Origin of the sequence: Neorhizobium populisoli, from assembly GCF_019430945.1 — a bacterium.
Classification (GTDB): Bacteria; Pseudomonadota; Alphaproteobacteria; order Rhizobiales; family Rhizobiaceae; genus Neorhizobium; species Neorhizobium populisoli.
The window spans coordinates 116,496-135,715 of the sequence record NZ_JAHYCB010000001.1 but is presented as its reverse complement, the minus strand read 5'-3'; the positions used below and the strand labels follow the sequence as shown (position 1 = coordinate 135,715).

Here is a 19,220-nt window from a genome sequence, read left to right as displayed (position 1 = left end):
CAAGCGTACCGAAACGGCCATATCTTGCCATAGGCAGGGTGTGGCCGTCGTGTTAGGTAAGCTGAAGATTTAGCAACCCTTCCGTGAAGTCGTGATTCCCGCAGACAAGGCGCCTGCGCCGCCGTTTTTTCAGCTTCGTTGTTCGCTGGCCTACGCCGCACCCCTCGGGGTGAACGGTGCCATACTGCCGTTCCTGCCCGTCTGGCTCGCCGGTCTCGCCTTCAGCGAATTCGAGATCGGTGTGGTGCTGACGGCGCAATTGCTGCTGCGTCTGCTGGCAGCACCGGTTGCCGGCTATTTCGCCGACCGCATGGCGGAGCGAACGTTGATGCTTGCCTGGTCGGGCGCGTTGACGTTCCTCACCGCGCTGGCGATGTTCTTCACCAATGATTTCTGGACGGCGCTGATCGTCATCGGCGTTCAGGCAGCGGTTTACGCGCCCTATGCACCGATCGTCGAATCGATCGCGGTGACCGGTGTGCGCCGCTGGGGTTTCCAGTATGGCGCAATGCGCGTCTGGGGCTCCATCGCCTTCATGGGCGTGGTTCTCGCCGTCGGCGAGCTGCGCGGCCTGTGGGGGAACATCGTCATCCCATATGCCATGGCGATCGGCTTCCTGATGACCGTCGCCGTTGCGTTCATCGCGCCGAAACTCGGGGCAACGGTTGCGCGTCCTGCAACAGCCGATCCGGCCTTGAACTCGAATTCCCTGAAGCGGCTGGACCTGCATGTGCTGATGATCGGCGCTTCCGTGGCGCAGGCGAGCCACGGCATGTTCTATGCGTTCGGCACCATCCATTGGCAGGAGATCGGCTTTTCAAGCGGCTCGATCGGCGTGCTCTGGAGTGCCGCTATCGTTGCCGAAATCACGGTTTTCTTTACAGCCGGCTGGCTTGCCCGGCATGTGCCGTCCTGGAGCCTGATGCGCATCGGCTGCGCCATGGCCGTTGTCCGCTGGACGATTTTCCCGATGGACGTCGGTTTCTGGGGCTATGTCGTCCTGCAGGTCATGCACGCCCTGACCTTCGCCTTCGTCCATATCGGCTTGCAGCACCGGCTGGTGGAATCGGTGCGCGAAGACCAGGAATCCTCCATGCAGGGCGCCTACGTCTTCTACAACGGCGTCTTCCTGGCGCTTTCGACTTTGCTGTCCGGCGCGCTCTACAAAGAATTTGGTCCGTCGAGCTATCTGGCCATGGCGGTGCTGTCGATCGTGAGCCTCGGCATTATCGCGCTTGCCGCCCGACTTCAGCCCCAGAGGCCGGCGTCCGGCGGATAAACCAGCGAGCCTTCGTAATGCAGGCCGTCCGGCCGGTCGCGTGCCAGCAGCAATGGTCCGTCGAGATCGGCATAATCGGCGTCCTGCGCCAGCAGCACGGCGGGCGCCATGGCAAGTGACGAGCCAACCATGCAGCCGATCATCACGGCAAACCCGAGCCGCTGCGCCTCCGCTTTCATGGCCAACGCCTCGGTCAGCCCGCCCGTCTTGTCGAGCTTGATGTTGACTGCGTCATAGCGGTCGCGCAGGCTTTCAAGGTCCTTGGTGGCATGCACGCTTTCGTCGGCGCAGACGGTGACAAGCCGGCGGATTCCGGCAAGGGCTGCATCCTTTCCCGCCGGCAGCGGCTGTTCGATCAGCGAGACATTCGTTTCTGCGGCGATTGCCATGTGATGCGCGAGATTGTCCTCGGTCCAGCCTTCGTTGGCGTCGACGATGAGGCGCGTTGCTGGCGCCGCGTTCCGTATGGCGCGCAGCCGCGCCTCGTCATTGTCGGTGCCGAGCTTGACCTTCAGAAGCGGGCGGTAGGCGTTCTTGCGTGCCTCCGCGGCCATGGCTTCCGGCTCGCCCAGCGACAGCGTGAAGGCGGTAATGAACGGTTTCAGGCTGGTGACGCCGATTGCATCTGCGACTCGCGTTCCGCCAAGCTTCGCTTCCAGGTCCCAGAGGGCGCAGTCGACCGCATTGCGCGCCGCTCCCGGTTTCATGTGCGATTGCAGTTCGAGGCGCGTCAGGCCGCTGCGGATCGCATCGCCGACAGCCCTGATATCCGCCAGCACGCCGTCCATGCTCTCACCGTACCGCTTGTAGGGCACGCATTCCCCACGCCCGGAAACACTGCCTTCCGAGATGGAGCAGGTGATCACCTCGGCCTCCGTCTTGGAGCCGCGCGAGATGGTGAAGGTGCCGGCGATCGGGAAGGTTTCGATTGTGGCTTCAAGGTTACGGCGCATGGTTTTAACGCTTTCCATTATGGTAATTACCCATCGGACGGCTATATTGCGTCTCTCGAAAATGCGATCAACCGTATCGTATTGCAACTTCATATGAAATTCAGACGCGAAAGAACGCAGTGACGTCGAAGGCAGCTCAGATCAAGGCCGAGGATATGCCGGAAGGCGGCGGTCAGCGCTATGTGCTTGCCGGCAATTGGCGTGGCACGACGATTTCGCCGATTCTGAAAGATTTCGAACATCTTGAAAAGGCGAAAGGCGACGGCAGGATCGAAATCGATTTGACGGGCATAGACGGCATTGATACCGCCGGCGCCTGGCTGATCCGCCGCCTGCTGACCGCCAAGAGCGATCAGGGCCACGAGACTGTGCTGATCGGCGGCGAAGGCCCGATCCAGGAACTCGTCGGCGTCCTGCCCGAAAAAGCGCCCCTGCCTCCCGCCGATAGCGGCAAGAAGGGGACGCTGTTCGAGCGCATCTTCACGCCGCTCGGCGAGACGATGGTCAGCCTCTGGGGCGATCTTTATGCGGCCATGCACATCCTCGGTTCGGCGGTGCGCGGCGCCCAGATGAAATTCGGCCGCGGGGCAGGTGTTTCGCCGGCCTCCGTCGTCACCCATATCGACCGCATGGGCGTACGCGCCGTGCCGATCATCGTGCTGATGTCCTTCCTGATCGGCGCGATCATCGCCCAGCAGGGTGCGTTCCAGCTACGGTATTTCGGCGCCGAAATTTTCGTCGTCGATCTGGTCGGCATTCTGCAGTTGCGCGAAATCGGCGTGCTCCTGACTGCGATCATGATCGCCGGCCGCTCGGGAAGCGCGATCACCGCCGAAATCGGCTCGATGAAGATGCGCGAGGAAATCGACGCGCTCACCGTCATCGGCCTCAATCCCGTCGGCGTACTGATCTTCCCGCGTTTGGTGGCGCTCACCGTCGCATTGCCGCTTTTGACGATTGTCGCGAACTTCGCAGCCCTTGCGGGTGCTGCCGTCGTCGCCTGGGCCTATTCCGGCATCACCTTCGACACTTATCTCTCCCGCCTGCACGAAGCGATCGACCATACATCCATCGCATCCGGCATGATCAAGGCGCCGTTCATGGCGCTTTGCATCGGCATAGTCGCCGCCGTCGAAGGCATGAAGGTCGGCGGCAGCGCCGAATCGCTCGGCCAGCACGTCACCACCTCCGTGGTGAAGGCGATCTTCGTCGTCATCCTGATGGATGCGCTTTTCGCCATCTTCTATTCCGCGATCGATTTCTGATGGAGAACGCGGTGGAAGAGACCCAGGAAAGCGCAGTGTTGGAAGCGCCTGTCGACAAGTCGAACGGCCGCCAGGTCGTGCTCTCCGTGCGCGACGTCACCGTCGGCTTCGGCGACAAGCTGGTGCTCGACAAGCTCAATCTCGATGTCTATCGCGGCGAGATCCTCGGTTTCGTCGGCGCCTCCGGCACCGGCAAGTCGGTGCTGATGCGCACCGTGCTCGGCCTGCTGAGCCATCGTTCCGGCACGATCGAAATCCTCGGCGTCGACTACGAAAACGCGTCCGAAGAAGATCGCATGATGGTCGACATGCGCTTGGGCGTGCTGTTCCAGCACGGCGCGCTGTTCTCGGCCCTGACAGTCAAGGAAAACATCCAGCTGCCGATGCGGGAATATCTCGATCTGCCGCAGGAACTGATGGACGAGCTTGCCTATCTGAAGGTCGAGATGGTCGGCCTGCCGCCGGACGCCGCCGACAAATATCCGTCCGAGCTGTCAGGCGGCATGATCAAGCGCGCAGCCCTTGCCCGCGCGCTGGCGCTCGACCCGGACCTGGTTTTCCTCGACGAACCGACCTCCGGCCTCGACCCGATCGGTGCTGCCGATTTCGACGCGCTGATCGCCAAACTGCGCGATACACTCGGTTTGACCGTCTATATGGTCACCCACGACCTCGACAGCCTGTTTTCCGTCTGCGACCGTATTGCGGTATTGGGAAACAAGAAGGTATTGGTGGAAGGTACACTGGAAGACATGTTTGCAAACGACGATCCCTGGGTTCAGTCCTATTTCCGCGGCAAGCGGGCACGGTCGGTCGTGATCGAAGACAAACGGCCCGCAGAAGAAGTAGAGAAGACGTAAAACCATGGAAACCAGAGCCAATTACGCACTTGTCGGTTTCTTCACGCTCGCGGTCATCATCGCAGCTTTCGGTTTCGTCTATTGGATGGCGCAATCGGGCCGCGGCGGACCTACAGCTGAGCTTGCCATCCGTATTCCCGGCTCCGCAAACGGCCTGTCCGTCGGTTCACCGGTGCGCTTCAACGGTATCGCGGTCGGCTCGGTACGCAGCCTGACGATCGATCCGGATGATCCGCGTTATTCGATCGCCTTCACGGAAGTCCGCGCCGATGCGCCGGTCTATCAGTCGACCCAGGCAGCACTCGAAGTGCAGGGCCTGACGGGCGCTGCCTATATCGAACTGTCGGGCGGCGTGAAGGGCGAGGAAAACATTCTCCAGAAGGCAATGGAGGCCGGCCGCCCCGCGGTGCTGATCGCCGAACAGTCGAGCGTCACCAACCTGCTCGCGACCGCCGACAAGATCCTCGACCGCGCCAATGATGCGATCGGCGACATCCAGGGCTTCGTGGGCGATGCGCGCGGACCGTTGACCCAGACCATCCGCAACGTCGAGACCTTCACCGGCGCGCTGGCGCAGAATTCCGACAGTATCGATAAGTTCCTGGAAAGCCTTTCGACGCTCTCTGTGACGATCGACCGCGTTTCCGGCACGCTGAATTCAACGCTCCAGGCGGCTGAAAAACTGGTCAGCGCCATCGATGCCGAACGCATCAACGCCGTCGTCGCCAATACCGAGCGCGCCACCCGCAACATCGCCACCGCCTCCGACAGCTTCCCCGATCTCGTCACAAACGTGAAGAACGCCGCGTCGAGCTTCGAGCAGGCGGGCGCGCAGGCAAACACCGTGCTGCGCCGGGTCGATACCGTCATGAGCTCAGTGAGCCCCGATCAGGTACGCACGATGCTTTCGAACATCACGGCAGCCTCGGAAGATGCCCGCCAGACGGTCAGCTCCGCGCGCAGCGTGGTCGAAAGCTTCTCGGGCCGCCGCGACGACATCAACCAGGCGATCGGCGATTTCACCGATCTGGCCCGCAAGCTGAACGACGCTTCGAGCCGCGTCGACGGCATCCTGGCCAAGGTCGACGGGCTGGTTTCGAGCGACGATTCACAGGGACTTTTCGCCGAAGCCCGCAAGACGCTTGAATCCTTCCGCAGCGTCGCCGACAACATCAATGCACGTGTCGGTCCGATCGCCGACAACCTGTCGCGATTCTCGGCAACCGGCCTGAGGGACATCGGGGTGCTGATCAACGATGCGCGGCGCACGGTCCAGTCGCTCGACCAGACGATCAACAATTTCGACCAGAACCCGCAGCGGCTGATCTTCGGCGGCGAAACGGTAAAGCAATACGACGGAAGAACGAGGCGTTAAGTGGCGTTGGAGAGTGGGGTGCCGATGACCGGCTTAAAATCCTGGATGCGAAAGACGGCTGGCCGTCCGCTGTTGGTGCTGCCGCTCGTGGCGGCTCTGGTGAGCGGCTGCGGTTCCAAGGCCAATAACGACACGTTCGACCTGTCGATCACGCCGGCGGCGCAGGGCGCGACGGCGCGCAACCGGCAGATCCTTGTGCCGGAACCGACGGCTGTGAAGCTGCTCAACAGCGAGCAGGTCGTCGTCCGCGTCTCGTCCTCGGAAGTCCAGTATCTTGCCGACTCCCGCTGGGGCGACCGTCTGCCGGCACTCGTCCAGTCGAAGCTCGTCGAAGCCTTCGAAAACTCCGGCCGCCTCGGCGGCGTTGGCAAGCCGGGGCAGGGCCTCGCGATCGACTATCAGGTCGTCACCGATATCCGCGCCTTCGAAGTGACAGCTGGCAGCCCGCGCCTCGCCGTGGTCGAAATGTCCGCCAAGCTGCTCAACGACCGCAATGGCACCGTGCGCGCCCAGAGTGTCTTCAAGGCATCCATGACCGTTTCCGGCGCCGAGAACCGCGATTTCGTCCAGGCGCTCGACAAGGCTTTCGCCAAGGTCGGCGCCGAGATCGTCGACTGGTCGCTGAAGTCGATGTGATATCGATTTGGCCAAGGTCGCGCTGGAAGACGTGCTGATCTCAACCGAGCGGCCTCACGTCATTCAGTGCGTGACCGATCATGAAATTCTGTTCCGGCAGGTCGGAACGCTGGCAGGCGTAAGGCCCCGCCATATCGATCTCGCCGGATGTGCAACCGAGCACGACTTATTCGGCGCGTTCATCCGCGGGCTATCCATGCCTTACAAGCAGCTGAACTGGAATGGTTTCGAAGAGGCCATCAACGATCTCTCCTGGATCGATCCCGGTAATATAAATATCCTCGTTCTCCATGGTACATCGCTTTATCGAAGCAATCCCAATCTGTTTCAGCAGCTCGTCAGCATCCTCGATTTGAGCGGATACCAATGGGCAAAGCCAGCGGATCTAGATAAATGGCGGGGGCATTCGCCCAGGCCTTTCCATATTATTTTCATCACCGAGCAGAAATCGGACCTGCCGCTGCAGAATTTCGACTTCGTTACGAAATATCTCCACAAATGATTGACGCCCCGAATGGCGCGAATGACACCAAAGTTGTCATTGTTGCCAATATGGCCTGCTGACCTGTCGAGATAGCTTTTCTCGATCGCATCAAGCGATCCGAGAAAGGATTTTCCGATGAAAGTTTTCGCTATCGCCTCCGCAAAATCGACGCTCACGCCTGACGAGCTGAAGAAGCATATGCCGCACGAAGTGCCGGCAACGCTGAAACATTATCTCGACGGGACCGTCGAGCAGATGTGGTTTCGGGAAGGCTCCGGCCCGATCTTCCTGATGAACGTAGAATCCGTCGAAAGGGCCAAGGCATCGCTGGATACCCTACCACTCGTTGCCGCCGGCCACATGTCCTACGAGCTGATGGAAGTTGGCCTGCTGCGTCCGCTCGGCCTGCTGATCCGGAACAGCTAAGCCGATTTCCCCTGTAGAAATGCTAGGTCACGTCCTGAAGCTTATCTGTTTCGGGGCGTGACGAACATGTCGAAGGTCAGATGCTGCTGTGCTTCCGGCAAAATGCCGCCCGGCCTTCCACGCTTCCGTTCAGTGTGGCGTCAGAGAGGACCATTCACCATGTCGCGCCAGCGATCGGGCTGGCGCAGCTTTCTGTCGCTGCGGTATTTCAGAAGATTGGCCCTGGAAAGGACGGAGAATTCGATCTCTCCGTTCTTGACCGTCTCCAGCAATGGGCTTTCCCAGCGGTAAGCGACGTCGCCCCAGTAATAGCTGACCGGACCATTCTCATCGAACTTGACGAGAACGATCTCACACAACGTATCGCGGAACGTGAAGGCGCGCTTGTGGGGAAAATGCTTGGCCAGTACCGGATGCAAAACAGCTCTCAGATCGGATATGGCGCGATCGAGATTGAGGAAATCCTGGGCCTGATAGATCAGGTCGATATCCTGATGCTGCCAGGGCGGTCGCAGTCCCGATAGCTCTTCCGCCCAGCCGCCTGCGATACCGCAGGATACGCCATGCGCAGCAAGCAGCGAGAGAATATCGGCAAGCGTCTCCAGAGTGTTGGCCATCAGAAAAAGGCTACTCCCATGCCGGAAATCTCGGCGGCGACGACGTCATCTGAACAAGAAGTAGTTCGTCATCTCCTCATAGCAAAAAGGCCGCCCGAGAGGCGGCCTTTTCGTCTGATCGATTGCGCAGTTCTTAGCTGAACCGGCCGGCGGCGTGGGCAAGCATCGTATAGACCTTGCCGGTATCCGAGGTCAGGTAGCTCTGGGTGACCGTCTTGTCGCGGTCGGTACGGGCAACGTCGGCGAGCAGCTTTTCGAAGTCGGCGATATAGCGGTCGACAGCGGTGCGGAACTCCGGCTCGCGGTCGTACTTGCGCTTAATCTCGTCAAAAGTCTGCTGGCCCTTCAGCGTGTAGAGGCGACGGGTGAAGACGTCGCGCTCGCCGCGCTGGTAGCGCCGCCACAGATCGACCGAAGCATCGTGATCGATGGCGCGGGCAATATCGACCGAGAGCGAGTTCAGCGATTCCACCATGTGGCGCGGATTGCGGTTGTCGCCATTGGCACGCTGAGCCGGTGCAGGTTCGGCCTGACGGGCCGGCTGCTGCGGCTGCTGGCGCGGTGCCGGCGGTGCTTCCGCAAACTCGTCACGCGAGGCGCCACGCAGAAGGTTGCTGATCCAACCGTCGTCACCATTATCGCGGGCCGGTTGCGGTGCACGGGTGATTTCCGGCGAACGGGCGACCGGTGCGCTTGCCGCCGGACGATCGAGCGACGGCAGGGTGCCGCGCAGGCTGTTCGACGCATACGGATCGTTGCGCGGTGCGACCGGAGCCGGCTGCGGGATGGCGGCTGCCATGGGCGCAGGTTGCTGACGAACCGGGGCAGGCTGCGGAGCGGGAGCAGGGCGGCTGCCTGAGTTTTCGGAAATCTCGAAGTTCTGCGTCGAACGGCCGACGAGCGCCGAGATGTCCTGCAGGGCCTTGATCTGCTCTGCGACGGCGCGGCGCATGGCTGCAGCGCTTTCCTTCGCTTCTTCGGGCAGGTCGAATGCACCGCGCTTCAGTTCCGAGCGGGTCGTGTCGAGTTCGCGGCGGATATCCTGAGCCGACTGGCGGATTTCCTGGGTAGCGCCCGAGAAGCGGTTGATTGCTTCCTCGACCGATTCGCGGAGCGTCTCGCGAAGCTCCTGGGCGGCGTTGCCGGACTTGGCCGTTGCGTCGGAGAGCAGGCGCTCCACGTCAGACAGCGATCCGGAAATGCTGTTGCGCATGCGTTCGGAGAGATCGCGGGTGCGCTTCTCGGCATCCGTGAGCGTTACCTCGATGGCGCGGTTCGCTTCGGTACCAGCACCGACGAGCGCTTCGCGCATCGCATCGGCGGTGGCTTCGGCGCGGTGCTGGGTTTCGCCAAGCGTGCGGCCGATATCGGCGAACGAGGCATGCAGGCTTTCGCGAAGGCGCGAGCCGACCTGCAGCGAACGCTCTTCTGCCCGTTCGAACGCACCGTCGACCAGGCCGGTCAGGCTGCGCATCGTTGCTTCGATCTCCTCAGACCGCTGGACAAGGCCGGTGGAGAGGCTGCGAAGCGCGCCCTGGCGTTCGTCGAGCGTGCTGATGAGGTTCGACTGGGCGGCACCGAGCAGATCGGACGCCTGGTTGAGGACATGGGCGTGCTCGTCGAAACGACCGACGATACCGCTGACCTGTTCGAGCGTCTGGCCGAACACTTCCGACATCTTGTCGATGTTAGTTTCCAGCATGCGGGTCGAGCCGGAAACGATCTCGGCTGCATGGCTTGCCGACTGCGTGAAGCGGTTGGCGGAAGCACCAAGCCGGCGATCGGCTTCAGCGAGGTGTTCGGCAACCACATCGGCGGAGCTGCCGATTTCCTGGGTCGCGTGCTGGACCATGGAAGCAATGTTGGAATTGCTTTCCGCCAGCTTGTCGATGAGGCTGTTGACGGCGACCGACAGGCCCTGCTCGACATAACGCATCGTGCCGGCGGCATTTTCTGTCCGCTGGCTAATTGCAGACAGCGTGTCATTGGTGCGCGCGGCAATCGCGTCGATCAGCGCCGAGTTTTCCTCGCGGATACGGGCGCTGGTCTGCTCGGCGGTGGTCGACAGGCGCTCGGCGCCCTGTTCGGCAGCGGCCGTGATTCTTTCGACGGCGGAACGTCCGGTCTGGGCATATTCCTCGACGATCGGCTTGGCCTGTTCCTCGATGAGACGCGACAGTTCGGCAGTGCGGCCGGCGAGCATCGAATTGAGGTCGCGGGTGCGGGTGTCGAGCGCAGTGCGGATAGCATCGCCGCGGGCGGCGAGCGCCCGGTCGACCGCGTCCATGGCGTCGTCGAGTTGGCTTGCAGTCGCATTCAGCGTCGTGCGGATGTCGTCGCCGCTGGCGCCGAGTGCGACCTTGGCGTCATCGAGCGCTTCGGAAATCGCCGTGACCTGACGCTTCACCAGGCTGTCTGCCTCGGCAACCTTGTTGACGATCGCGTTGCCGGCCTCGGAGAAGGCAAGCGCCACGGTCGCGGCTTGACCGGCGAGACGGTTCTGGGTCTCGGAAATGCGGCCAACGATCTGCGTCGAACGATCTTCGATCGCCTTGGTGAACTCGTTGTTGCGGTTGGTCAGTTCCTCGGTGAATTCGGCACCGGCACGGGCCAGCACTTCCGCCGAGCGGCTTGCTTCGTTGTCCATGCTGCGGGCAGCGTCGCTGACGGCTTCACGCAGCGTCGAGGCGAGGCCGACGGCCTTGCTTTCGATGGTCTTCGTTACGTTTTCGAGGCCGAAATCGAGCGCCTTGTCGATCGTGCCGAGGCGTTCCTCGATACGCGCCGTGCGGCCATCCATCGTATCGGTGATGCGGTCGGTCGCTTCGATTGCGACACGGGCGAATTCGCCGGTGCGGGTTTCGAGTGCGGAGGAGAGGGCGGTGCCGGCTTCCTCGACGACCTGCGCTGCACCGAGGATTTCGCCACGGATGCGGCCTTCCAGGCCACCGAAAGTCGATTCGATGCGGGTGCCGGTCTCTTCCAGCGCGCCCTGCACGCCACCGACGGTCTGGCGGATGCGGTTGGAGAAGGCGTCGGCCGAGCGGCCGATCTCGCCGGCGGCATCGGAGAGACGCGAGGCGAGCGTGCCGACATTGTCGCGTAGCCGCTCTTCGAGAGACTGGCCGGCGGTGTCGATCGCATCCTTGAGTGCGCCCTGATGGCTGTCGAGCGACATTTCCAACATGCCGGCGCTGGCGGCGATCGACGTGCTGATCGAGGTCACCTGATCGTTCATCAGGTTGCCGATCTGGTTCTGCGCTTCGCCGAGCGTCGTTGCCATCTGGCTGGCGCGCTGTTCGAGCGTATCGCGGATCTGCTCGTGGCCGGAGCCGAGCGTCGTTTCGATCTGCTGGTGTCCAAGGCCGATCGTCGCTGCGATACGATCCTGGGTCGAGCCCATCACCGTCTCGAGACGCTCCATGCCTTCGGCCATACCGGCTTCGAAGCGCTGGCTGCCATTGGCAAGCGCACCCTCGATGCGTCCCGAGGCATTGCCGACGACCTGTTCCAGGCGAGCGCCGCCGCCTTCCAGCACACGGGAAAGCTCCGCGGTGCGGTTTTCCAGCGACTGATCCAGGTTGGCCTGATTATTTGCATAGGCCGCACGGATTGTTTCGGCACGGTCCGCAAAGGACTGTTCGATACGGCTGTCGGCGTCGATGAGCGTGCCGACGAAGGCATTCGACTTCTCGTCGAGCATGCTCGTCAGGCGGTCTTCGCCAAGCGCGAACGAGGTGGCGATCTCCATCGACTTATCGTCGAGGATTTCGGACAGCTTTTCGCGGTTGGCGCTGAGCGCGTCGTTGATCTCGGTCGTACGGCGGCCAAGATCGATATTGATGCGCTGTTCGGATTCCGAAAGGTTGCGGCTCAGCGTCTGGGTCCGCTCGTCGAGCATGCCGGTGAGGCGGTCCTCGCCGAGTGCGAAGGAGGTCGCGATCTCCATCGACTTGTCGGAAAGAATGTCGGAAATCTTTTCGCGCGTCGTCTCAAGCGACGACTGCAGTTCCGACGCATGGCGCCCGAGGTCGCCGCTGAGACGCTGTTCGCTGTCGCTCAGCGTCCGGGCGATCTGCTCGGAGCGCTCGTCGAACATGCCGGCAAGCCGTTCCGGGGCGTTCGCCATCAGCGTTTCGAGCGCCGTGGTCTTCTGGCCGAGAACCTCGGTCAGGTGGTCATGGCTGCCGGAAAGGGCTGCAATGATCGCGCCGGAGCGGATGGCCAGGCCCTGTTCGAAGCGGGACTGGTTTTCCGACAGCGTGCTGTGAAGCGCGGTGCTGCCTTCGGAAATGGTCGTCTGGATATTCTGGTGTGCGCCCGACAGGCTTTCCTGCAATTCGCTGGTACGCGAGGACAGAAGTTCCTGGAATTCGGTCGCGCGGGCGCCGAGCGAGCCGTCGATCAGCGCATGCGCGCCGGTCAGGCTCTGCTGGATGCGGCTTGCGCCGGATGTCATCATCTCCTGGAACTCGGCGGAGCGCTGTCCGAGCACGCCGTCGATCTGTTCGTGCGCGCCGGCAAGGCTCGACTGAATTTCGCCGGTGCGGGTGGACAGGACGTTCTGGATTTCAGTGGAACGGAAGGCCAGCGTTTCCTGGATTTCGCTGCTGCGCGACGACAGGGCGTCCGAAAGCTCGCGCGAGCGGCTTTCGAGCATCGAGTCGAGCACTTCCTGGCCGGTCCCGAGCGTGGTGGCGATCGCCAGCGACTGATCGGTCATTGAATTGCTGATGCGCTCGATGCTGGAAGACAGGATGTTCTCGATCGCATCCGAGCCGCTTGCGACGGTCTCGTTGATGCGGGCAAGGCTGTCCATCAACTTGCTGTCCAGCGTGCCGGCGCGCTGGTCGAAAGCGGAGGTGAACTGCGAAACGCTTTCATCGAATGTCGTGCTGAGCTGGCCGACGGTCGCCTGCAGGCGCTCCTCGAAGAAGCCCGAACGCATGTCGAGGTCCATGACCACGTCTTCGACGGTGTTCTGCAGGCTCTGGCGGAACGATGTGCTGCGTTCGTCGAGCGAGCTGTTGAGCGACGTAAGGATCGTATCGAGCGAGCCGGTCAGCGTCTTTTCGCTGTCGGCAAGACCCTCGGTGATCTCGCGGGTACGAGCCAGCAGGGTTTCGTTCAGCTGGCGGGTGCGGTCGGCAAGTGCCGCGTTCAGCTTCTCGGTATTGGCGTCCAGCGTCGAGGCGCGGGTCTGGAATTCGTTGATCAGCGCCTGGCCGCGCTTGGAGAGAACATTGTTGATCTCCTCCATGCGCTCGTCCATTTCATGGGCGAGGGAGAAGCCGGCCGAGTTGAGCGTCTGGAGCAGCGTTTCCGTCTTGCTGGTCAGAAGCGTGCCGAGCGTGTCGCCGGCAGCGTTCGACTTTTCCATCAGCACGGCTGCACGCGTATCGATCATATGCGCAAAAGCTTCGCCGGAGGTGGCGAGGCGGATCGAGATTTCCTCGGTCGCGAGCGACAGCTCTTCCTTCAGCTGGTCATGTGCGCCGACGATCGAGGAACGGATGCGTTCTGCGTGATTGACGATCGCGTCGCGTTCTTCGCCGAGTTCGTGTACGAGGCCGCGTACACGCAGTTCGTTGTCCGTAAAGCTGCGCTCCAGCGCGTTGACTTCCGAATGGACCAGCGTTTCGAGCTCGGCGGCACGTGCGATCGTACGTTCGATGCCTTCGTTCATCGCCGAGACTTCGCGGCGAACAGCCTGGCCGACGCTCATGATGCGTTCGGACGCGACGGTTTCCGGTTCGGAAAGGCGCAGCGCCACTTCGGCCATGGAACGGGCAGCGTTGCGCAGGTCCTGGGCACGCGCCATCATGATCGCGAAGGCGAAGAAGAGCATGATCGGAATGAGGATGCCGACAGCAAGCGCCACGATGCCGGGAGCGGCGAGGACGCCTTCCATCGACGTGATCTGCCACAGCTGGTTGCCGTAGAGCATCTGGCCGAGCGCAACACCGGCGACAGCCCAGATCAGCGAAAGAATGACGGCATTGCGTATCGCCGAGCGCATCGCGCCGCCTTCCAGCGTGCGCAATATGGCGGTGGAGGAGCGGCGACCGGAATCGTTGGCCGGCTGGAATGCTGGCGATTTCGCCGCATTCTCCGCGCCCGACCGATAGGACTCGGCGTAATCTTCCTGCTGCTGCGACGGGGTCTGACGCTGCTTGGGTGTATCGGCCACTCTTGCCTCCGAGGCGTGGGGCGTTGATCTTGGACGCTGCTGCTCGTCGTTGAAGTTGATCTTCAGAGCATCTTCCAACGCCTGGAACGCCGTCTCGTCGATCGACTCGCTGCTGGTTTTTTTCGCCATGCGGTTACGCCTCGTTACATACTCGCCCGGCCATCATCCCCATCCGACACGCTGCCGCCTGCAGACTGGCGGATCGGGATACTGCCTGCCGGAAATTCCGCCGTCATGGCGCTGAATTTCCTATTCACTTTCAGCTCAGACGGCCGTTCTTTCAAACGGATGATAATGAATGCTTACCAGCCTGCCGTCCGCGGTTAACGGGAGATTCTTCCCGCCACCTTAGTCGTATTGTAGTGGCACATCCGGTGACTCGGCACAATTAAAAGGCCGGTCAGCAACAGAAGGTGCCAAACGTTGTTAACAGGATTTAAACCATAAGAATGTGCAAAAGTCCTAAAATCCCGGGACCTTAGCAGAAATTAACCATATGGGAAGATTCAGGCCCCGTTTGTGCCGGAATTTAACGGGATAGCTGCCGTCGTCCTGCACAATTCGGGACAACAGACAACAAGCCCAGAAACAACAATAGGGAAAACAGGTCAATGGCAATGGCAGCCGTCAGTATTGCGTTCGAAGCCCCTGAGACGACGCGGGGCGTTTGCCCATCTCAATCCCGTCCGATCGATCTGGTTCATCTTGCGCATCAGACCATGGGTGACAAGAGCCTCGAAGTCGAAGTGCTGCAGATGTTTGCCCGCCAGGCTCGCCGCGCGCTGCAGGACATGACCGGCATGGATGCCGCAACGACCGTAGCCGTCGCCCACCGCCTGAAGGGGGCTGCAAGCGCCGTCGGCGCCTTCAAGGTTTCCTCGGCTGCCGAGAAGCTCGAAGCCGATGGCGGCGATGCTGCGGCCAAGGCTGTGGTCGGCGCAGCCGTTATCGAAGCGGAAAACTTCATCAACAAGCTGTGCCGTTAACGGCTCTTCCATCGAAGGCACATAGCGGTTTCATGTCTGCCGGGACGTGGAGCCGCTTTGCTGTTCGAGGATAAGCAGAACGGCTCAGCGCATTCGTTTTCGGTCGAAGGCGCCTCTGGAGCAGCCTGCGGCGCCTCGAAATGTTGACTGGACCGGGCTTTTATTGGAAGACAGCGCGCTTAAATAGTGTGCCTTGACCCTTCAACATTCCGGATTTCCACATCATGACGAAACTGACCATCGTTGCCTTCGACGGAACGCGCTTCGACCTTGAGGTCGAGCCGGGCTCTACGGTGATGGAGAACGCCGTTCGCAATTCCGTGCCGGGCATCGAGGCCGAATGCGGCGGCGCCTGCGCCTGCGCCACCTGTCACGTCTATGTCGACGAGGCTTGGACCGAAAAGGTCGGCCCGCCGGCGCCGATGGAAGAAGACATGCTCGACTTCGCCTTCGAGGTGAAGCCGACGTCGCGCCTTTCCTGTCAGATCAAGATCAAGCCGGATCTTGACGGGCTCGTCGTTAACGTGCCCGAGCGCCAGGCCTGATTGAAGCCTGCTTCCGAAGGCTAGGACGTTTTCCAAAATCCGGGCAAAAAAAAGCCTCGCTGCGCGAAAGCGTCAAGCGAGGCAAGGCGGGCGCATCACCGGCAAGCGAGGGAGGAAAACGCTTACGGCTTAGAAGACGCGCCAGGAGAACTGGGAACTGAAGCGAACTGGGTACCAGACCTGGGAAACTAACTCAGGAACACCTGAAACAACTTGCGTGCGACACATCGGTCGCAAGGACCGGAATACACGCTGATCTCTGTGCTTAACCGGTTGGTCTGCTTCGGTTTCCGATGCGCCACCTTGGTAAGCTATGTCTTAGGTTGTATCCGAGAATCGTATTTTAGACCATCACCATAAATCACCCGTCATTCACCGGGTGGCCCGCAAGCTTCGCAAAAGCCTGACGGTGGTTGGAACGCTGATTCACGGTCCCAAAGCGCTTATTTGCGCTTCCGTTCCATATTGTATTGCAAAAGGCGCGACATCCGGGCGTCGAAATTGGCCGCCTCCACCTGATCGAATCGCAGCTGTTCTGCGTCGTGGTCTTCGAGCAGCCGGCGGGTCGTCTCCGCGACGTCTTTCTCCAGCGCATCGCAAGTTCTGGCGGGACGCAGGGCTTCCAACGTCCGCTCGAGCTGACGGGCATGGTTGCGGGCGATTTCCGCATGGCGCTCTTCATGCCGTTTGATATCGGCCGAAAGCGTGTCCCAGATGAAACCGAGATCCGAGCTTGCCTTGCCGCGATTGCTCCAGCGGGGCAGCATGATCCGGGTGCGCAAGGTGACGCGGGTGCCGCCGACGGTGCACTGGCCGCCTTTTTCGACATAGGTCACGTCGCCGCCGAACTTGATCTCGGTAGCGCCGGGATGCCGGTGGCCGGTAGCGTGGGTAATCGGCCCGCGTTTTTCCAGTTCCCGGTCCAGATCCTCGGCTGTGCGTCCGCCGATGCGGAAATAGGAATAGGTCTTGTTTACGGCAGGTTCGGCCATTGCCGGCACCGGGGCCGTCGCAGGGATCGCGCAGACAAGAAGAAATGCACCGAAACACCGGCGGATCCTGCGCGTTGAAAACATTCTATGGCCTGCGACGTTGAACTTATGGGGACCTTGGGGCATAGCCAGCCGGAGCGCAACACAAAGGCATCAAATTTTGCGTTACCCTTCGAAAGATGCACCGCCGGTGACATTTCCGCGCAACAGCCGTTGGCTGCTGGCCGGCAGTCGCAGCCTGGAACTCGGCGCAACCGGCCACCTGATGGCGATCATCAATGTCACGCCGGACTCGTTTTCCGATGGCGGACGGCATGCGACCGTCGAATCAGCCGTCGCGCAGGCTCTCGCCTGCGTCGAAGAGGGTGCCGTGATCCTCGATATCGGCGGTGAATCCACCAGGCCCGGCGCGGCCGAAGTCACGGCCGCGGAAGAACAGGATCGCGTCCTGCCCGTCATCGAAAGACTGGCCGGTGAAACGGACGCGCTGATCTCCATCGATACCTATCGTGCCGAAACCGCGCGGCTGGCGATGGCGGCCGGAGCCCATATCATCAACGACGTGCATGGCCTGCAGCGCGAGCCGGAGATAGCCACCGTCGCGGCAAGGACAGGCGCGGGCGTCTGCATCATGCATACCGGGCGCGGACGGGAAAAACAGGCGGATCATATCGAGGACCAGCGGCTCTTCCTTGATCGATCGCTGGAAATCGCCCGGGCGGCCGGCATTCCGGACGAGGCGATCGTGCTCGATCCGGGTTTCGGTTTCGCCAAGGACCGCGATGACGATCTCGTTCTGATGGCGCGGTTTTCGGAATTGCACCAGCTCGGTTTTCCGCTGCTTGCCGGAACGTCGCGCAAGCGCTTCATCGGCGGCGTCACCGGGCGTGAAAAGCCGGATGAGCGGGATGTCGGCACGGCGGCCACCACGGCGATCCTGCGCATGGCCGGGGCTGCGATCTTTCGGGTCCACAATGTCGCGCCCAACCGGGACGCGCTAAAGATTGCCGATGCGGTTCTGGCGGCGGCAAACCAGGCCGCACGAAACGAGGATATCTGATGGGTACCTATACGATCACTTTGAAAAACTGCGCCTTTTTTGCGCGCCACGGCGCCTTCGACGCGGAGGTGACTCTCGGCCAGCGCTTTTTCGTGGATGTCGTGATGCATGTCGAGGCTGACGATGCCTTGGAGAATGACAGCGTCGAAAGCACGGTTCATTATGGGATTGCCTATGAGATCGTCGAAAAGGTCGTGACACAGAATCGCCGCAACCTCATCGAGACGCTTGCTAAGGACATTGCCAAGGCGCTCTGCGCCTGGTCGCCGCAAATCCGCCGGACGGAAATCGTGGTGCGCAAGCCAAGCGTTCCGATCCCCGGCATTCTGGATTATGCGGAGGTTCGCATTGAGCATGTCGCCTGAACGGCCGATGGAGATTGCCGCCCTAGGGCTGGGCGGTAATATCGGCGATCCGCGCTCGGCCATGGCCGAAGCGCTCCGGCAGCTCGATCTTCGCTATGACTGTCGCGTCGTAGCCGTATCGAAACTTTATTCGACACCGCCATGGGGCAAGACCGATCAGGCGGATTTCTTCAACTGTTGTGCGCTTGTGGAGACTTCGCTCCCGCCTGAGGAGCTGCTCGACGTGTGCCTGTCGATCGAACGCGGCATGAAGCGCGTGCGGATCGAGCGCTGGGGGCCGCGGACGATCGATATCGATATCCTGGTCTACGGTGCGTTGAAGCAGGTGACGGACAAGCTCGAAATCCCGCATCCGCGCATGACGGAACGCGGCTTCGTGATGATGCCGCTTTCGGACATCGCGCCGGATATGCAGGTAAGGGGCAGGCCCGTCCGCGATTGGCTGAAGGATTCAGACACAGCTGGCATCAAGGTGGCCGACGAAGACATGCGGTGGTGGCGGAAAAACTGAAAACGCCGGCATTCCTTATGCAGAATGCCGGCGCCCTGAACTTTTGATACAGAAGAAGACGATCAGTTGTTGTCCGGTGTCGCTTCGACGGACTTGATCGAACCGACGGCGATCGAATCCATGTCGCGGTCGAGCGTTAGCCCGATAACCGGAACCATCTGGTCCTCGACCTTCACCGAAATGGTGATGTTGAGCTTGTTTTCGCCACGGACGCTTGCGACCATCGCGCCGTTCAGCTGGTTGCGATTGATGCCCATGACGACCTTGTCGCCATTGACCGAACCGGACACGATGTCGAGGCCCTTGCCTTCGGCGCCGTCGAGGAACTTGCCGGTATAACCGCGTCCGCTCTGGGTGATGATGGCCGACATCGGCTGCTGGAAAACGCCGACGCGGCAGGTGCCGTCAAGCTTCATGCCGACATTGCCGTCCGGCGACGCCGAACCGGTGATGTTGCAGTTGAACTTGGTGCCCTTGTATTTTCCGTTGACGATTTCGCCCGGACCCTTCCAGACACCGGCAACCTGCTGGAAGAAAGCCTTGTCGCGCGGGGCGGCTTCGGCTTGCGGCGCCATCGCCGACGTGGCGGCGAGAGTGGTGACGGTGAGCCCGCCGAGAAGCGAAAAGAAGCGCGAATACATGTACTTTCCCTTAGGCAGGCAGCAACTTTAGACAT

General features: G+C 61.4%; 17 protein-coding genes. 12 read left to right on the top strand and 5 right to left on the bottom strand.

Annotated elements, in window-relative coordinates; all coding sequences use genetic code 11:
- Positions 1-91 precede the first annotated feature (91 nt).
- On the top strand, positions 92-1,279 hold the full coding sequence (locus tag KX729_RS00630) for an MFS transporter (protein ID WP_219740529.1): 1,188 nt from the start codon (positions 92-94) through the stop codon (positions 1,277-1,279).
- Here KX729_RS00630 and dgcA read toward each other — a convergent pair.
- Positions 1,249-2,232, bottom strand: a complete 984-nt coding sequence (dgcA, locus tag KX729_RS00625; RefSeq protein ID WP_219740528.1) for an N-acetyl-D-Glu racemase DgcA — start codon at positions 2,230-2,232, stop codon at positions 1,249-1,251. The genes KX729_RS00630 and dgcA overlap by 31 nt on opposite strands.
- Before the next feature lie 98 nt (positions 2,233-2,330).
- Between dgcA and KX729_RS00620 the strand changes: the two genes are divergently transcribed.
- From KX729_RS00620 to KX729_RS00595, 6 genes are all read left to right on the top strand, one after another.
- The gene (locus KX729_RS00620; protein WP_376775911.1) at positions 2,331-3,497 is read left to right on the top strand and encodes an ABC transporter permease; all 1,167 of its coding nucleotides are present in this window, start codon (positions 2,331-2,333) and stop codon (positions 3,495-3,497) included.
- A 35-nt stretch (positions 3,498-3,532) separates the two neighbouring features.
- Positions 3,533-4,357 (top strand): ABC transporter ATP-binding protein, encoded by an 825-nt coding sequence (locus KX729_RS00615; protein ID WP_376775910.1) that lies wholly within the window; start codon positions 3,533-3,535, stop codon positions 4,355-4,357.
- A gap of 4 nt (positions 4,358-4,361) precedes the next feature.
- The gene (locus KX729_RS00610; RefSeq protein WP_219740526.1) at positions 4,362-5,732 is read left to right on the top strand and encodes an MlaD family protein; all 1,371 of its coding nucleotides are present in this window, start codon (positions 4,362-4,364) and stop codon (positions 5,730-5,732) included.
- A gap of 24 nt (positions 5,733-5,756) precedes the next feature.
- On the top strand, positions 5,757-6,368 hold the full coding sequence (locus tag KX729_RS00605) for an ABC-type transport auxiliary lipoprotein family protein (RefSeq protein ID WP_219740525.1): 612 nt from the start codon (positions 5,757-5,759) through the stop codon (positions 6,366-6,368).
- A gap of 7 nt (positions 6,369-6,375) precedes the next feature.
- Positions 6,376-6,870 (top strand): barstar family protein, encoded by a 495-nt coding sequence (locus KX729_RS00600; RefSeq protein WP_219740524.1) that lies wholly within the window; start codon positions 6,376-6,378, stop codon positions 6,868-6,870.
- Between the two features lie 117 nt (positions 6,871-6,987).
- Complete coding sequence (locus tag KX729_RS00595; protein ID WP_219740523.1) at positions 6,988-7,278, top strand: hypothetical protein; 291 nt, start codon at positions 6,988-6,990, stop codon at positions 7,276-7,278.
- Between the two features lie 140 nt (positions 7,279-7,418).
- Here the strand turns inward: KX729_RS00595 and KX729_RS00590 are convergent, their stop codons facing one another.
- Together KX729_RS00590 and KX729_RS00585 are read right to left on the bottom strand one after the other, a co-directional pair.
- Positions 7,419-7,895 (bottom strand): hypothetical protein, encoded by a 477-nt coding sequence (locus KX729_RS00590; protein ID WP_219740522.1) that lies wholly within the window; start codon positions 7,893-7,895, stop codon positions 7,419-7,421.
- A gap of 133 nt (positions 7,896-8,028) precedes the next feature.
- Entirely contained in the window at positions 8,029-14,214 is a 6,186-nt protein-coding gene (locus tag KX729_RS00585) for an apolipoprotein A-IV repeat region-like domain-containing protein (protein ID WP_219740521.1), read from the bottom strand.
- A gap of 488 nt (positions 14,215-14,702) precedes the next feature.
- On the opposite strand from KX729_RS00585, the gene KX729_RS00580 reads away from it, so the two are divergent.
- On the top strand, positions 14,703-15,071 hold the full coding sequence (locus tag KX729_RS00580) for an Hpt domain-containing protein (protein WP_219741176.1): 369 nt from the start codon (positions 14,703-14,705) through the stop codon (positions 15,069-15,071).
- Between the two features lie 224 nt (positions 15,072-15,295).
- On the top strand, positions 15,296-15,616 hold the full coding sequence (locus tag KX729_RS00575; protein ID WP_219740520.1) for a 2Fe-2S iron-sulfur cluster-binding protein: 321 nt from the start codon (positions 15,296-15,298) through the stop codon (positions 15,614-15,616).
- Positions 15,617-16,059: 443 nt separating this feature from the next.
- On the opposite strand, the gene KX729_RS00570 is transcribed toward KX729_RS00575, so the two are convergent.
- The gene (locus KX729_RS00570; RefSeq protein WP_219740519.1) at positions 16,060-16,692 is read right to left on the bottom strand and encodes a DUF922 domain-containing Zn-dependent protease; all 633 of its coding nucleotides are present in this window, start codon (positions 16,690-16,692) and stop codon (positions 16,060-16,062) included.
- 106 nt (positions 16,693-16,798) lie between these two features.
- Here KX729_RS00570 and folP point away from each other — a divergent pair, with 106 nt between their 5' ends.
- From folP to folK, 3 genes are read left to right on the top strand one after another with little or no spacing between them, the layout of a single operon-like run.
- Positions 16,799-17,668, top strand: a complete 870-nt coding sequence (gene folP / locus KX729_RS00565) for a dihydropteroate synthase (RefSeq protein WP_312990418.1) — start codon at positions 16,799-16,801, stop codon at positions 17,666-17,668.
- Entirely contained in the window at positions 17,668-18,033 is a 366-nt protein-coding gene (gene folB, locus KX729_RS00560; protein WP_219740518.1) for a dihydroneopterin aldolase, read from the top strand. The genes folP and folB overlap by 1 nt, the downstream gene beginning before the upstream one ends.
- Before the next feature lie 7 nt (positions 18,034-18,040).
- Positions 18,041-18,544 (top strand): 2-amino-4-hydroxy-6-hydroxymethyldihydropteridine diphosphokinase, encoded by a 504-nt coding sequence (folK, locus tag KX729_RS00555; RefSeq protein ID WP_219741174.1) that lies wholly within the window; start codon positions 18,041-18,043, stop codon positions 18,542-18,544.
- A 62-nt stretch (positions 18,545-18,606) separates the two neighbouring features.
- Here folK and KX729_RS00550 read toward each other — a convergent pair whose 3' ends face one another.
- Positions 18,607-19,185, bottom strand: a complete 579-nt coding sequence (locus tag KX729_RS00550) for a hypothetical protein (protein ID WP_219740517.1) — start codon at positions 19,183-19,185, stop codon at positions 18,607-18,609.
- Positions 19,186-19,220 lie beyond the last annotated feature (35 nt).